This is a genomic window from Nitratidesulfovibrio sp. HK-II (assembly GCF_003402415.2).
Classification (GTDB): domain Bacteria; phylum Desulfobacterota; class Desulfovibrionia; order Desulfovibrionales; family Desulfovibrionaceae; genus Cupidesulfovibrio.
This window is the reverse complement of the sequence record NZ_AP036014.1, coordinates 527,897-543,181: the sequence shown is the minus strand read 5'-3', so window position 1 is coordinate 543,181 and position 15,285 is coordinate 527,897. Positions and strand designations below refer to the sequence as shown.

General features: G+C 64.4%; 11 protein-coding genes. 1 reads left to right on the top strand and 10 read right to left on the bottom strand.

What is annotated here, in order from left to right; genetic code table 11:
• Positions 1–19: 19 nt before the first annotated feature.
• The gene (locus tag RVX_RS01985; protein ID WP_172596611.1) at positions 20–1,435 is read right to left on the bottom strand and encodes an APC family permease; all 1,416 of its coding nucleotides are present in this window, start codon (positions 1,433–1,435) and stop codon (positions 20–22) included.
• 255 nt (positions 1,436–1,690) lie between these two features.
• On the opposite strand from RVX_RS01985, the gene RVX_RS01980 reads away from it, so the two are divergent.
• Entirely contained in the window at positions 1,691–2,887 is a 1,197-nt protein-coding gene (locus tag RVX_RS01980) for a LysR family transcriptional regulator (RefSeq protein WP_116306789.1), read from the top strand.
• A 434-nt stretch (positions 2,888–3,321) separates the two neighbouring features.
• Here the strand turns inward: RVX_RS01980 and RVX_RS01975 are convergent, their stop codons facing one another.
• From RVX_RS01975 to RVX_RS01935, 9 genes are all read right to left on the bottom strand, one after another.
• The gene (locus tag RVX_RS01975; protein WP_116306791.1) at positions 3,322–3,804 is read right to left on the bottom strand and encodes a hypothetical protein; all 483 of its coding nucleotides are present in this window, start codon (positions 3,802–3,804) and stop codon (positions 3,322–3,324) included.
• A gap of 354 nt (positions 3,805–4,158) precedes the next feature.
• Positions 4,159–4,740, bottom strand: a complete 582-nt coding sequence (locus tag RVX_RS01970) for a FlxA-like family protein (protein ID WP_116306793.1) — start codon at positions 4,738–4,740, stop codon at positions 4,159–4,161.
• Positions 4,741–5,112: 372 nt separating this feature from the next.
• A complete protein-coding gene (locus tag RVX_RS01965) occupies positions 5,113–6,273 on the bottom strand; it encodes a hypothetical protein (RefSeq protein WP_230404682.1) in 1,161 nt (386 codons plus the stop codon).
• 4 nt (positions 6,274–6,277) lie between these two features.
• Positions 6,278–8,866 carry an AAA family ATPase gene (locus RVX_RS01960; protein ID WP_172596612.1) on the bottom strand — a complete coding sequence of 863 codons (2,589 nt, stop codon included), beginning with the start codon at positions 8,864–8,866 and terminating at the stop codon, positions 6,278–6,280.
• 20 nt (positions 8,867–8,886) lie between these two features.
• Positions 8,887–9,414 carry a Fe-S-containing hydro-lyase gene (locus tag RVX_RS01955; RefSeq protein WP_116306794.1) on the bottom strand — a complete coding sequence of 176 codons (528 nt, stop codon included), beginning with the start codon at positions 9,412–9,414 and terminating at the stop codon, positions 8,887–8,889.
• Positions 9,415–9,793: 379 nt separating this feature from the next.
• Positions 9,794–10,633, bottom strand: a complete 840-nt coding sequence (locus tag RVX_RS01950) for a fumarate hydratase (RefSeq protein WP_116306796.1) — start codon at positions 10,631–10,633, stop codon at positions 9,794–9,796.
• A 667-nt stretch (positions 10,634–11,300) separates the two neighbouring features.
• Positions 11,301–12,044, bottom strand: coding sequence for a fumarate reductase iron-sulfur subunit (locus tag RVX_RS01945; protein WP_116306798.1), 744 nt, complete (start codon positions 12,042–12,044; stop codon positions 11,301–11,303).
• Between the two features lie 150 nt (positions 12,045–12,194).
• A complete protein-coding gene (locus RVX_RS01940) occupies positions 12,195–14,012 on the bottom strand; it encodes a fumarate reductase flavoprotein subunit (RefSeq protein ID WP_116306800.1) in 1,818 nt (605 codons plus the stop codon).
• Positions 14,013–14,025: 13 nt separating this feature from the next.
• Positions 14,026–14,679 carry a succinate dehydrogenase/fumarate reductase cytochrome b subunit gene (locus tag RVX_RS01935; RefSeq protein WP_116306802.1) on the bottom strand — a complete coding sequence of 218 codons (654 nt, stop codon included), beginning with the start codon at positions 14,677–14,679 and terminating at the stop codon, positions 14,026–14,028.
• Positions 14,680–15,285: the final 606 nt, after the last annotated feature.

Here is a 15,285-nt window from a genome sequence, read left to right as displayed (position 1 = left end):
GCCCCATGCAGCCCGTGACCTACTTCAGCGAGCGCTCGACGGAACGGGCATCCGGCAGCGGCGTGCGGCGCGGGTCGGGCAGCAGCCAGTCGCACAGGCACCGCAGCCCCCGCGCGGAGCACGCCGCGCGCAGCCAGCCCGCCAGGCGTGCCCGGTACAGCCACGCGGCAAGCCCGGCCACCACGGCCAGCACCCACCACGCGGCGTGGGCCAGCACCGCGCCCAGCACCAGCGCAAGCCCGGCGGCCCCCCATCGCAGCGGCCCGCGCAGCAGGCGCACGGCGGTCAGCACGCCGCACAGGGCGTTGGCCAGCAGAAAGCCGTCGGCCAGGGCCACCAGCCCGGTCACGTCGATGACGCCCCGCCCCACGGCGGCCAGCACAACAGCGTGTGCGCCCCACAGCAGCCCGATGCCCCCGGCGGGCGCGCCACTGCTGGCGCGCAGGCCCACCACGCGCGGCAAAATGCCGTCCGCCGCCAGCGATGCCGCCAGCCGCGCCACCCCGCCCACGAACATCAGGTAGGTGGTGGCGCACAGGGCCAGCGCCAGCGCCCCCAGCACCGGGCCGCCCCACGCGCCGAACAGCGGCGTCAGCAGCGCGGCCACGCCGTCCGGCGGCGCGGCAAGCGCGGCGGGGATGCCGCCCGCGCCATCCCCCACCGGGGCCGCGTCGCGCACCGCCACCCACTGCATGCCGCCCGCCACGGCCAGGTCCACCGCCGTCACCGCCGCCACCGCGCGGACAACGGCCTTGCGGATGGTGCGGCGCGGGTTGCGCACTTCCGCGCTATAGTTGCCCACCACCTCCCAGCCCACCACGATCCAGAACAGCAACAGCAGCGCGTGGCCCAGCATGTCCCAGTCGGGCGCGGGCAGACCGAAGGCGGACAGGCCGGGGGCGGGCAAAGCCCCGCCGCCCGCACCGCGCCACAACGCCCCCGCAGCATCGCCCAGCGTGGCCACGCCCCCGGCGAACAGCAGCCCCGCCGACACCGACGACAGCACCAGCGCCACCCGGCCCAGCGCGGCCACCTGCCGCAGCAGCAACCCGGCGCACACCATCAGCAGCCCGTAGGCCACGCCCACCGGGGGCAGCCCGCCCAGCGGCAGGTAGCGCACCCCGGTCAGCAGCACGGCCACGGGGCCGAACAGCACCGCCACCACCAGATACAGCGAGGCCAGCCGCCGCCCTTCCGGGCCAAAGGCGTGCCCCACCGCCACCGAAACGCCCCCGTCGCCGGGGAACAGCACGGAAAGCTCGCCGAACACCAGGGCGAACACCACCCCAACGGCGATCATGGCCAGCCACGCGGGCAGCGCCCACGCCCCGGCCACGCCCAACACCACGGGCGGCAGGATGATGATGCCCGATCCCAGCACCGGCCCCACGATAAGCCCCGCCAGAAGCCACGGTCCAAGTTGCGCGTTGCGCATGGGGTTGCCCTCCTGTTGTTTCCGTGCCATCCTTGGCCCCATAGCGCCCGGAAATCCAACGGTATTTCCCGAAGGCAGCGTTCTGCCGGGCCGAACGGTCCGCGCGGCGCACCCGCCGCGACCAGCCCGCGCATCCGGCCGACCGCCCTACCGGCCACTGGCCCGCTGACTTCCCCGCGCTACTGGCGCAACTGGCGCAACCGGCACAACCGGCGACACCGGCCCCCTTCCCCTTCCGCAACCCCGCGCACCGACATGGAACTGCACCTGCTCCGCGCCTTCGCCACCGTGGCCGAATCCGGCACGCTCACCCGCGCCGCCGCCGAGCTGCATCTCAGCCAGTCGGCCCTCAGCGGGCAGATTCGCGCGCTGGAAGACGCTCTGGGCGTGACCCTGTTCCGCCGCCGCGCGCGCGGCATGGACCTGACCGACGCGGGCGCGGACCTGCTGCCCCTGGCAAAGAAGGCGCTGGACGCCGCCACGGCCCTGCGCCGCAAGGCAGAACGCCTGCGCGCCCAGCCCACCGGGCGGCTGGTGCTGGGCCTGAACACCGACCCTTCGTTCCTGCGCATGGTGGCGCTGCACGAGGCCCTTGGCGCGGCCTGCCCCGACGTGGCGCTGGAATTCACCATGACCCAGACCATGACCACCGCCGAACTGCTGCGCGAATCGGTCATCGACGCGGGTTACCGCTACGGGCAGGACTTCGCCCCCGACATCGTGGAGCACCCCCTGCGCGAGGTGGAAATACGCATCGTGATTCCGGCGGGCATGGTGCCCGCGCCGCCCGGCCAAGCGGCTGCCGCCCCGGTTTCCGCACCCGCCCGGCGCAAGGGACGTGCCCGCGCCGCCGCCCACCCTCCGCCGGAACGCCCGGAATGGACCGACGCCGTGCGCCGTCACGGCGCGCCGCAGTCCGCCAACGCGTCAGATGCCCTTGCCGTCCCCCCTGCCGCGCCCCTTTCCGGCGGAAACGGAACGCCGCCCGAAGCCCCCCCGGCGGACGCAGCCGCCACCGGCCTGCTTTCCGCCCTGCTGGCCCGCTGCGGCGGCATGCCCGCACCCCGGCCGGACTACGCCCCGGCCGACCTGCCCCGCCTGCCCGTGCACGACGCCAGCGCCTGGCACGCCCTGTCGCAACTGCCGTGGATCTGGCCCACCTGCGACTGCCCCTTCCACCGCACCGTGGCCGCGCGCATGGCCCCCTACGGGTTGCGCCCGCGCACGGCGGCCGTGGCCATCGACGAGCCCATCGTCAAGCAGCTGGTGGCCACCGGCAAGGGCGTGGCCGTGCTGCGCGCCGATGAAACGGCCCAGATGGTGCGCGACCACGGGGTGTACGTGTGGCCGGAACCGCTGGTGGTGCCGCTGTGCATCGCCCACCGCACCGACCGCAGCGACGACCCGGCCCTGCGCGCCCTGGTGGAGGCCGCCCGCGCCGTGTGGAAGTAAGCACGCCGCAACTGCCGCATCCCGCGCCCTCGCCGCCCTGCGCCTTCTCCGTCCCCACCCCTTCGCCCGCCGTTTCCCGCCCCGCCCCGCGCGCAAACGACGAACGCGGTCCCCGCCGTGGCGGAAACCGCGTCCATGCCGTGCGGCCGGGGCCGCATCCGTACATTCCTTCCCATGCCCGGCCTGTCGCCGTGCATCCCTCGTCCGTGGGACTTTTCGGGCTTGCCGGGCTACCGGGCTTGCCGGACTGACCGGACTGGCCCGCGCCAACCCCGCCCCGCTCCGCGCCTTTCGGGCGCGCGAAACCAGCCGCAACCGCAGCACCCGCCGCTACAGCCGCCGCGACTCCGGGGCGGTATCCGCCGCGACATCCGCCGCCACATCCGGGGCGCGCCGTGCCCGCGCCCCTTCACCACGCGCCGGGCAGGCCCGCGCTACACGTTGATGCTCACCCCGGCAGCGCCGCCGGACGAGCCGGAATCTCCGCTGGCCGCCTCCAGCTTGGCCTTCTGGTCCAGCAATTCCGTCAACTGGCTCTGGAGCATGGAGACTTCAGACATCTTCATGGCCACCTGCTGTTGCCGCTGCTCGTCATCAAGACTGGCATCTTGCTGGATTTCTTCCATTTCCTGCTGCTTTTCCTTGATCTGTTCGCGCAGGTTCTGAATCTGTTCCTTCAACGATGCCAATTCGTCGCTGTCGTCCGTTTCCTCGGTGGATTGCGAGCCGCCAGCGCCACTGCTGGCCATGCCCGCCGCCTTCTGCCGCCCCTCCTCGGAGATGGACACGGTGTCGCCGCCGCTTTCCGCCGCATCCGTGGACGCGGTGCGCAACGTGCCCGTGCGTTCCGTGCCCGCCTGCACCTGCAAGGTGCTGTAGGCGGTGCCGACCTGGGTTCCGTCCAGTGCTTCGACCATGGGACCTCCTTTCGCGCGGGTGCGCGACCTTCAGTCAACCTATCGGCGCAGCACATGAAGAGTTTATGGCACGCACTCACATTTCGTTGCACACCACAACACTACTTGCGATTTCTGAATATTGCTCTCCTCCCCCTTCTGCCTCAGCCTCTGCACGCCAGCCGCATATCAACCACACGCGAGCACCCGCAAACGCGAACACGGCCCCGCCGAAGCATGGGCCGCGTCCTTGAGCGTGCACATGTCATGTGTCTGGTCCGGTTGCCGCGCTGCATCCGTGGCCCTCGCCACGGAAAATGCGTATCCCGTCTCGTGTCGGCCCGCCGCGCGGCATGCGGCAGGGCCGCTGGCCCGCTATTCCTCGCCGGTTTCCGCCTCGGCCGTGCTGGTGGCAGTGGCGTCGTCCCCGCCGCTGTTTTCGGCTTCCTGCTGCTGTTTTTCCAGGTTGGCCTTTTCGGTCAGGGCCTGCGAGACCTGGCTTTCCAGCATGGAAATCTTGGCCTGCATAAGCTGGACTTGCTCCTGCTTGGTTTCCTCGTCCATGTCGGTGTCATCCTGCAGTTCGGCCAGTTCGTCCTGCGCATCGCTAAGGCTCTGGCGCAGGTCCGACACCTCTGATTCCGCCGCCGAGATGTCCGACTGCGAGACGTCGTCCTGCAGGGTCTGCGTTGCGTCGGAACTGCCCGAGGACTGCGATTCGCCCCCGGAGCTTCCCGACCCACCCAGCAGGGCCGCCTTGCGACGCGCCTCGTCCGAGATGGACACGGTGTCGCCGCTGCTGGTGGTGGTTGTTTGCGTGCCGGACGTAGTTGCGCCGGACGTGGTGGAGCCGGTCGCTGCCGTCCCCCCCGCTCCCCCCATTCCCATGGTCCCCGTTGCCTCGGTGAAGCCGCCAAGGCCCAACAGCCCCTGCGCGGTGCCGATGCCTTCCATCATGGTGCCTCCTTCCAACGCGAAATGCGTTGCATTGCACCCTTCCTATCGGCGCGGCGTGCGAGACGCTTAAATAACTACGCGTAATGATAGTGAAATACGCATCAAGAAGCGTAGCCCCACGCAAAGCGGGACCACACCTTTGCAAGCGGCTTGACGAACCGGAAACACGCCGGAAACACGCGGCCCGCGCGAAATGCAGGGCAGGGTCGAGCGGGGGCCTGGAAGGAAGGGAAGGAGCAGGAGACGAGCGGGCGGCACGGCGAACGCGGCGGAACGACAACGCCCCCCCCCGCCGCAACGGGCCGGACGGCACGGGCCGCCAACACGCCCCGACAATCCAGAGCAGGCCCAGAACAGGCCCAGAACGGCAGGCTACTCCGTGCGGCACGCACCGGTAAGCGCCCGGTGCACGTTGACCACGAAGTCCTGCACGTTGGTGAGGATGGAGCGCGAGGTCAGCGAGCCACGGTCGGCCAGCTTGCCCGCCGCGAATTCCGAAATGTCCGCGATGAAGAAATGCACCGGGCGCAGGCTGCCCCCCGGCCCGGCCTGATACGAGGGGGTCATGTTGCCGGTGGCGATGGTGTGCAGCGCGGTGGCCAGCGCCACCACGGTGGTGGCGCGGCGCACGTGGGCGCGCATGGCGTCCTGCGCGGCGTACACGTCTGCGATGACTTCCGGCAGGGGGCCGTCGTCGCGGATGGACCCGGCCAGCACGTAGGGCACGGAGCGCGTTTCCAGCGCGTGCATCACCCCGTCACGCACGCGGCCCGACTGCACGGCGGCGCGGATGGACCCGCAGCCCCGGATGGTATTGATGGCGTCCAGATGGTGGTAGTGCCCGCGCGGGGCCTGCCGCTTGTCGTACAGGCCCTGCCCCAGCGCGGTGCCGTACAGGGCGGCCTCCAGGTCGTGCGTGGCAAGGGCGTTGCCCGCCAGCAGGGCATGCACGTAGCCCGCGTCGATCAGCCCGGCAAAGGCGCGGCGGGCGTCGGCATCGAACACCACGGCTGGCCCGGCCACCCACACGATGTGGCCGTTGTCCCTGTCGTGGCGCAGCACCTGATACAGGGTGTCGTAATCGAGCGAAAAGGATGTTTCGCGGCTGACGCCGGTACGGAAGGCGAACTTGTCGGCAGGGGCGGCGGCTGCTTCGGGAGCAGGACCGGCAGAGGTTCGCGGAGTTGCGCCGGATGCGGTTAAGCCGGACACGGAAGCCATCTCAGCGGGCACGTTGGCCGGGGTCCACCCGGCCAGAAAATCCGGCAACTGGTCCAGCGGCCCGGCATGCACGTAGATGCCGTCCTCGCCGTTTTCGCCCCGGCCCACCGCCACCAGATCGCCCTTTTTCAGCCGCCGGAACTCCACCACCTCCAGCGTGCCCTCCGGGTTCTTGCGGATAACGCAATCCATGCGCGATTCCGCAAGCAGCACCCAGCGCCCCGGCTCCACTTGCACGAACTCCGGATAGATGGACGTGGCATGATAGTTGTCGGGGGCTACGCCGTCGGCGGGGGCAATAGCTACTGCCACAAGATTAACTGGAATCTGCGACACTTGGAACAGCCCTCTTCTTAAATTCACGCCTCCAATCTCGGATCTTTACAACATCATTTAAAATTGCATGAGGATCGGGAGTGACTACATCACTAGCAGGCGCGGAATCGTGAAGATATTTTGAATATTCAGTCATCATTTCAACTATCATAGAAATGTCGCCTCTATTTATTTTTAGCAAGCCAAATTCTTCAAAATGTTGAACTCCTGTATGGATAGCCTCATCAAACCGCAAAACGATACCTCCAAGAAGTACCTTTTCCACGATATGTTCACACGCTCTACGCATAAATACGCCAGCTGAAGATGATAAGGCTTCAGCCTCAACAGCATTACCACTACTATACGCTGCAATTGCAGCTTTTGCCTTCAACTCAATAGAATTAAGCCTATCGTCAAGTGGCATTGCGGAAACAGGAACACCATCAACAATATACCCAAATTTATTTCCCAGTTGTTTAGTTTGAAATTCTGAAACACCAACCGCCTTCGTTTTAGCCATAGCCAAAACTTGCGCAAGGAAATAAATATCATGCGTCAAAACGACGACTTGCCTGTCGGAACCAAGCGTTGCAATTATTTCAGCAAAACTTTTCCTAATTTTATGATCGAGCGACGAAACTGGATCATCAAAAATCACGGCATGCTTCTCACGTGATTGATCAATTTCCGCCAAAAAGCATGCCAACGCGATGGCACGAAATTCACCTTCGCTCACTATATCTTCAACAGAAGCGGGAAGCCGCATATCCTTTAATTTTACCCGAAAATAAACGACCCCCTTATTCGTTTTAGCCTTTTCTAAAACAACTTTTTTCCTTTCACCAAGCAATATACCAACATATCTATCAAATGACTTCGTGGCAGGGGTTGTAATATACTTTTCCGTAAAACTATTCGCAGCTCTTGTAATTGCGTGTGTTTTTGCAGACTCAAGAGCCGCCTCAAGAGCAGCCTTCATATTTAACTTCTGAACGATTTCGAATACATGATCTTTGTTTACCGACAAAATCTTACGCGCTTCAAGATTCGCACGCTCTGCTATGACTTGACGTCGCACTTCACCGTCAGATATTCCTACATACTCTGAAATTTCTTGCTCAATATCACGTTTCAATTTTTCAAAATAAAAATTCTTAAAATCATGAATCCCCGCCACACTTATAACTTCACCACGATTTAAGGCATCCATCACACTATTTGCGACACCAGCAACTTCATCTATAAACGAACTAAACACTCTTGAATATTCATCGTCAAGCTCCAACAGAACTGGATACATGGCGATTGAATACTTTGCAAGTTTCTCTAAATTTAAAATTTTATCTTTATACACCTTTTCATAATATAAAAAACTTTTTTCAACATCACTTGCCACATACGCTTCAAATTGCTCAAACCTGTTAACAGCGACACTACTCAAATCTTGCTGGCACAATGCACACACCCGCGTATCACCGCCAAGAGGAAATGCCCCATCCCCATAAGCAGAATCAAAAAAATTTCGAGCTGCCACCCAAAGCGCCCGCCACTCATCTCCTCCCGTATTAGGAATAAACCTACCATCCAAAAAAAACATAGAAAGCGCATCTCTCGCCTTTTTTGAACTACAATATTCACTATATGCGCTAAAAATACTATCAACACCCTCCTGTGAAATATGAAGATAAGCTTCTTCGAATGAATTTTTCATCAACATTACACGTTCAGCTACACCACGAAGCCTTTTTATCGCGCGCTCAGGGTCGCTATCGTTAAGCGCCCGTGTTAGCCTGTCAATCTTTTCATCATCCTCTCCGCAAAACTCAGTATTTAACGTTAAATCATCACTAGATGTACTTCCAGAAATTTTCCCGTACCACTCTGCAACATCTGATTTAGCACATGAATCTGGGAACTTAATCCTATCAATCCTGTACTGCTTCATTTTATCATTAATTTTACAAGACACTTCGTCACATATCTCAGCTAACCGAGGCAATATATCTATACCAAACGGTGTGAAAGCAATTTTATTCTCTTTCGTCACATATACGGATGCCGACTTAGAATCGAAGACACCAATCGCCGCCAAATCAACATTAGAAGATCCGTCACTCCATTTGAAATTTTTAACATCATCTCCACACCTATACACGATAGCCGCTGAAGATTCTCCGCCACAATTTTCACTGAAAACATCTCCAAGAACTCTCTCCTTAGGGCCGACACACCGACAGGCACTCTTAAATATTCTCGAATAACTACTTTTACCCGACCCGTTATCTCCATATACAACTGATACACCTGACTCCAAAAACTTAATCCTTGAAATTGCTGCAAGCGCGTTAACATTTTTAATATCTTTAATTTCTAATAGTGAAACACGATTAGCCATGACACTTTCAGCACAGCACGCACTTAAATCACATTCACATTTCGCATCACCACCCAAAACAACATGCCGAAGACATTCATCAAAAACAAAATCAATGTCGACACTTTGATTTGAGGCAAGATTTACAACTACGTTAAATTGCCAATCCGGCAGCTTGCTCTTAGCCCAAGCAATTATTTCATTTAGAATCATCCCACACTCCATCGAATAATTTACACGTACAACTCCCCATCCACACAATCATTAATCACCAACAGCGGAAAATCCTTCACGGTCAATTCACGTATGGCTTCCGGGCCAAGGTCGTCGTAGGCGATGACGGTGGCGGCAGTGATGCACTGCGAAAGCAGCGCGCCCGCGCCGCCAGTGGCCCCCAGGTAGACGGCGGTATGCTCTTTCAGGGCGTCGCGCACTTCGGTGTTGCGGCGCCCTTTGCCGATGGTGGCCTTCAGCCCCAGCGCGTGCAGGCGCGGGGCGTAGCTGTCCATGCGGTAGCTGGTGGTGGGACCGGCGGAGCCGATGGGCCGTCCGGGCGGGGCCGGGCTGGGGCCAACGTAGTAGATCACCGCGCCGCGCAGGTCGAAGGGCAGGTCTTCGCCCCGGTCCAGCGATTCGGCCAGACGGCGGTGGGCCGCATCGCGCGCGGTGTAGATGGCGCCGGACAGAAAGACCACATCGCCGCTGCGCAGTTGCGCCACGGCCTCGTCGGTCAGGGGGGTGGTAAGGTGGTGGGTAGCCATATCTGATTCCTTGTATTTCCGTACATGTCCCGAAGCGGGACCGCAATGGGGCTATTGAGGATGACGGACGGTTGCGGGGGACATCCCTCGCCGGGCAACGAGGTGCGGGCATCCGCACGTGCTCGTCACCCGTGCCAAGTCGGTTCGCATCGCCGCGCCATCCCGCAACGAAGGGGCAACAACCGGGTCGCACCATCACCGCAATCAGGCCGCATCGCCAGCGCAACTGGCTCACGACCGTGTCGCGATTGGGCCTCAACAGGTCCGCAACGGTTGCGCAGCTTGCCGACCACTTGCCGGAAAGCGTCCGCCGGGTTGTTCTGCCCGACTAGTCCGTCCGCCTGTCCCGCCCGGCTCCCGGCCCGGCCCGCAGCCCTAGCTACAGTTCAATCTCGCCGTGCCGGGCCGAATGGCACTGCACGTTCACGGCCAGCGGCAGGCTGGCCAGATGGCACGGGGCAAAGGCCATCTTCACGCCAAGGCAGGTGGTCTTGCCGCCAAGGCCCATGGGGCCGATGCCCAGTTCGTTGATGGCGGCCAGCAGCTCCGCTTCCTTGGCGGCCATGTCCGGGTCGGGGTGGATGTCCGTCAGCGGGCGCAGCAGCGCCTTTTTGGCCAGGATGGGCGCGTAGTCGAAGGTGCCGCCCACGCCCACGCCGATGATGGTGGGCGGGCAGGGATTCGGCCCCGCCTCGCGCACGCGCTGCACCACAAAGTCCTTGATGCCCTGCCACCCCTGCGCGGGGGCCAGCATGGTCACGCGCGACATGTTCTCGCTGCCGCCGCCCTTGGCCATGAAGGCAATGCGCAGCCGGTCGCCGGGCACCAGGTCCATGTGGATGACCGCCGGGGTGTTGTCGCCGGTGTTCTTGCGGGTCATGGGGTCGCAGGCGGACTTGCGCAGGTAGCCTTCGGCATAGCCGATGCGCACGCCCTCGGTAATGGCCTCGCGCAGGGTCATGCCGTCCACGCGGCAGTCCTCGCCAAGCTCCACGAAAAAGACGGCCAGCCCCGTGTCCTGACACAGCGGCAGGCCGGTGGTGGCCGCAAGGTCGGCGTTTTCCAGCAGTTGCCGGAACACTTCCCTGGCGACGTCGCTGTCTTCTTCGGCCTGCGCGCGGCTGAAGGCCCACCGCACGTCCTTGGGCAGGTAGCGGTTGCACTCCACGCACAGCCGCGCCACTTCCTCCACAACTCGTGTCGCCGGTATGCGGCGCATGTCTGGCTCCTTTGTCCGGTATGAACGGGGGAGAAACCGGGGGATGGCCCCGTTCCTCCTGACTTTCTCTTCGGTTGCGGATGGGCGACCGGCGGGCCGGTCTGCCGCCGCCTCGCCACCCTAGCAAGCGGCGCGGCCCTGCGGCAACAGCCGGATGCCGGTGCGGATGCCCGCGTGACCAAGGACCGGAACACCCGCAACGCAACACCGCAACCGCACGACAGCGCAAGCCCCGGCGGGTATGCGGCCTTTCCCGCGTCACCCGACAGTGCCAACCACCGAACGGATTGCGCCCGCCGACGGAGATCGCCGCCGCGCATGCGGCGGAAGCTCCGGCTTAGCGGGCGCACCGGGAACAACGCTACGGACAGGGCACGCGCACGCGTGCGGCCAAGGCGGCGGGAGCACCGCGCGCATGGCATTCCCGCCGGACAGATCACCCGAAGGCGCACTGCGCCGCAGGGAAGCTGCCCGGCACGGGGAATGCGCGCATGAGGCCGGGGGATCGGGGGCGCAGCCCCCGAAGCGCGGGGGTTGGTAGGGGGGCCTCGCTATAGGCCCCCCTACCCCACGCCGGAGGCGGCCCAACCATGCCGAGTCGCGCGCTCCTTCGTTACCAAGGGCTTCAGACCATGCGTCGGCCCCATCCCTATCCTTCCCTGCCCCACTACCCCCCGAACGGCAGCAGTCTTTTCAGCACGGTCAGCCCCATCTTGCGCCGCAAATACCCCAGCTGGGTCTGCAACGGCAGATGCTTGGGACAGACATCCTCGCAGGCCAAAAGGCCCATGCAGCCAAAGATGCCCTCGTCCGAGCCGATGATCTCGTAGAAGTCCGCGTCGGTGCGCTGGTCGCGCGGGTCTGCGGCAAAGCGCGCCACGCGGATGAACCCGGCCGGGGCCAGGAAGTCGGGCCGCAGGTTGGCCGTGCCGCAGGCTACCACGCAGCAGCCGCATTCAATGCACCGGTCCAGTTCGTAGATGGCGTTGGCCACCTCGTTTTCCATGCGCGCTTCCTGCGCGGCGGGGTCGAATTCCGCGCGGGTGTGAATCCACGATTCGGTGCGCTGGTACATGGCGCGGAACCACGTGCCCGTATCCACCGCAAGGTCGCCCACCAGCTTGAACACCGGCAGGGGCAACAGGGTGATGGTGTCCGGCAGGTCGCGCGTCTTGGTGTGGCAGGCAAGGCCGGGCCGCCCGTTGATGACCATGGCGCACGAGCCGCACACACCGGCGCGGCAGCAGAAGTCGAACTTCAGCGAGGGGTCCTGTTCCTCGCGCAGGCGGTGCAGGGCGATGAACAGCGTCATGCTGTCCGTTTCGTCCAGCCGGTAGGTGTCCATGTGCGGCACGGACGCCGGGTCCTGCGGGTTGTGGCGGAAGATGTTGAAGGTCAGCGAGCGTTGCATGTCGGGCTCCCTATCGACCTGGCACATGCGGGAATGTCGTCCCGAGTGCGAGGAAAACCGTATTGTTGCGAAGGGAGCGTACTCCCCTCGTACGTGACCGAGAAACAATGCGCGTTTGACGACGCAATCGGGCGACAGGCCCCATGTGCGTCACGCACTGATGATCTTGCCGCCGCCATACCCTCTGTCACCGGGGGGCAGTTCGACGTAACTGGTGGCCGGTTCGTAGTCGAGGTGCGGCAAATCCGCCCCCGGACGCCACGAGGCCAGCGTGCGGTTCAGCCAGTCGCGGTCGTTGCGCTCCGGGAAGTCCTCGCGGGTATGCGAACCCCGGCTTTCGGTGCGCATCAGCGCGCCGTGGCATACGCACAGCGCCAGCCGCACCATGCCCGGCATGCGGATGGCCAGCGCCAGTTCCGCGTTGGCCCCCACCCCGTCGGAGGCAAGGCCGATGCGTTGCGCCCGCTCGTGCACCTCTTGCAGAGCCTGCACGCCCCAGGTCAGGTCCGTGCCGTTGCGGAACACGTAGGCCGCCCGCTCCAGGATGTCGTACATGGCCTCGCGCACGGCGTAGACGCTTTCCCTGCCGTCCGCGCCGGAAACGATGCGCTTGATGCGCGCATCGTCCCGCGCCGCCGCCTCGCGCACGTGGGCGGTGGAGAAGGTGGTGTCATACCCCTGCAGGAATTCCGCAATGTTGCGGCCCACGATGCCGCCCGCCACCACGGTTTCGGCCAGCGAATTGCCGCCCAGCCGGTTGAAGCCGTGCAGGTCCCAGCAGGCCGATTCGCCCGCGCTGAACAGCCCCTTCAGGCCGTAAGCCGCGCCGGTCTTGTCGGTGCGCACGCCGCCCATGGAATAGTGCTGGGTGGGCCGCACGGGGATGAGCTGGTGCAGCGGGTCTATGCCCAGGAAGTTCTGGCAGATTTCGTCCACCTCGCGCAGCTTGGTGCGGATGTGCTGCTCGCCCAGGTGCCGGATGTCCAGCCACAGATGCTCGCCGTAGGGGCTCTGCACGCCCTTGCCGGTGCGCATGTGCTCGATCATGCGGCGCGAGACCACGTCGCGCGAGGCCAGTTCCGCCTTGTCCGGCTCGTAGTCGGGCATGAAGCGGTATTCGTCGCGGTCCAGCAGGGTGCCGCCGTCGCCCCGGCACCCTTCGGTGACCAGGATGTCGGTGGGCACGGTGCCGGTGGGGTGAAACTGCACGGCCTCCATGTTGCCGAGCTTGGCCACGCCGGTGTCCAGCGCCAGCGACAGGCCCGTCCCCTCGCAGATGATGGCGTTGGTGGAGGCGCGGTAGATGCGCCCGTACCCGCCGGATGCGACAAGCGTGGCCCGCGCGAGATAGGCGCGCAGCTCGCCCGTGCGCAGGCAGCGCACGATGGCCCCGTGGCAGGTTTCGCCATCGTGGATCAAGGAAACGGCCTCGGAGCGGTCATGCACGGTTACGCCAAGCTGCGCGGCGCGGTTGTCCATGGTGTACAGCACCGCGTGGCCCGCGCCGTCCGACGCGTAGCAGGTGCGCCACTTGGCCGTGCCGCCGAAGGCGCGCGAGTGGATGAGGCCGTGGTTTTCCGCCTTTTCGGTGGCCTCGAAGGGCTTGCCGCCCTTCCAGTAGGTGTGCGTGCCCGCGACGACGCGGTTCCACGGCACCCCCCAGTGGGCCAGGCGGCGCATTTCGATGGGGGCCGCCTCTACGAACATGCGGGCCACTTCCTGGTCCGCGCCCCAGTCGGAGCCTTTCACGGTGTCCAGAAAGTGCACGTCGGGGCTGTCGCCGTCGCCCATGATGGCGTTGCCAAGGGCGGCCTGCATACCGCCCTGCGCGGCCACGGAATGCGAGCGCCGCGCGGGCACCAGGGAGAGACAGACCACGGAAAAGCCCGCGCCCGCCACCTCTATGGCGCAGCGCTCTCCGGCAAGGCCCGCGCCTATGGTCAGAAGATCGGTGTGGATGATCTGCATTGGCGTGCGTCTCCTATTCCAGCGGCAGCAGCCGGAAGCGCAGCAGGGTGAGCAGCGACAGGCACAGGAACCCGCCAAGCAGGTACAGGCCCTTGCGGGTGATGTCCGCACGGTTTTCGCGGGTAATCAGGCCCCACTTCACCCCGGCGCGCCACGCCCCGATGACCAGATGCAGCGCCAGCGCGGGCAGCACCAGCAGAAACGCCCAGAACCAGCCGCCAAGCTGCACGCGCACGGCGCTTTTCAGCGCCTGCACCGGCAGGTCGGTAAGGCCCGTCCAGATGTGGATGGTGATGAACACCGCAAGGATGAACGCGGTGACCACCTGGGCAACCCACGCCCAGGTCTCGGGGTGGTGCAGCAGGCGGGCGTGCCGCCAGGCGGTGACGGCCTGCGCGGCCTTGAAGGGAATCTTGCGGGCGGCCACGGTGGCGTGGATGCAGAACACCACGGCAATGCCGATGCCGCCCAGAGTTTCGATGTGCAGCGCGTCCATGACGGCCGAAAGCCCGTTCAGGGCCCCCGCGCCAAACAGTACGCTGGACAGGAAGATCATGTGCATGCAGGCGAACAGCGCCAGCGCCGCCCCCGTGCCCATCTGCACCCAGTCGAGCAGGCCATCGGCACGAGAGCGCGGCCGGGCCGGGGCGATGCAGTCCGTTTCCATTGAGCCTCCTTGCGAACACAAGCGGTCAGAGCCGGGCAAAGCCGGGCCGGGGATGACGGGCGGCGGGGCATGGAAGCGGGCGCGCGGCACGACGCCGACCAGCGCCGCACGGGGCAAGCCGGGCGGGCGGACGGCCAAAGGGGCCAACGTGCGGAAAGGCCGGGCGGCGAAAGGCATGCGGCGAAGCGGGCGCGCCACGGTCCGGGTTGGAATTCACCTGTCGCGGGGCGACGGATTGAACGTCCAACCACCCAAATTCCATACCTTTTCCTGTGCGGGGACTATGGCCGACACGCACCCGCATGTCAAACATGCAGGCGGGGCAAGGGGTTTGCGCAGTCTGGCGGAAAAATTCGGGGGGCGTGGCAGCCGGGGCCGGGAACGGCAGGGGCGAGAAGCAAGGACGGAACAGCGCGGAGCAGGGGGCGAAACAGGCAGGAGGGGGCCTGTCCGGCTGCTCCGCGCGGATGGACCAAAACGCGATGGACAAAAACGCGGGCGTTTTTCAAACAACCGGACCTGAAAGCGCCCCCAGGCCCGGCGTGCCCCCCCCACACCCCGCCACGGGCGGAATGCGCCCGCGCTTGCAATTCGCGGCCGGTGCGG

Excerpts from the sequence above, each read along its gene's own strand:
- RVX_RS01985 (WP_172596611.1), bottom strand. The coding sequence starts at position 1,435 with ATGCGCAACGCGCAACTTGGACCGTGGCTTCTGGCGGGGCTTATCGTG.
- RVX_RS01980 (WP_116306789.1), top strand. The coding sequence starts at position 1,691 with ATGGAACTGCACCTGCTCCGCGCCTTCGCCACCGTGGCCGAATCCGGC.
- RVX_RS01975 (WP_116306791.1), bottom strand. The coding sequence starts at position 3,804 with ATGGTCGAAGCACTGGACGGAACCCAGGTCGGCACCGCCTACAGCACC.
- RVX_RS01970 (WP_116306793.1), bottom strand. The coding sequence starts at position 4,740 with ATGATGGAAGGCATCGGCACCGCGCAGGGGCTGTTGGGCCTTGGCGGC.
- RVX_RS01960 (WP_172596612.1), bottom strand. The coding sequence starts at position 8,866 with ATGATTCTAAATGAAATAATTGCTTGGGCTAAGAGCAAGCTGCCGGAT.
- RVX_RS01955 (WP_116306794.1), bottom strand. The coding sequence starts at position 9,414 with ATGGCTACCCACCACCTTACCACCCCCCTGACCGACGAGGCCGTGGCG.
- RVX_RS01950 (WP_116306796.1), bottom strand. The coding sequence starts at position 10,633 with ATGCGCCGCATACCGGCGACACGAGTTGTGGAGGAAGTGGCGCGGCTG.
- RVX_RS01945 (WP_116306798.1), bottom strand. The coding sequence starts at position 12,044 with ATGCAACGCTCGCTGACCTTCAACATCTTCCGCCACAACCCGCAGGAC.
- RVX_RS01940 (WP_116306800.1), bottom strand. The coding sequence starts at position 14,012 with ATGCAGATCATCCACACCGATCTTCTGACCATAGGCGCGGGCCTTGCC.
- RVX_RS01935 (WP_116306802.1), bottom strand. The coding sequence starts at position 14,679 with ATGGAAACGGACTGCATCGCCCCGGCCCGGCCGCGCTCTCGTGCCGAT.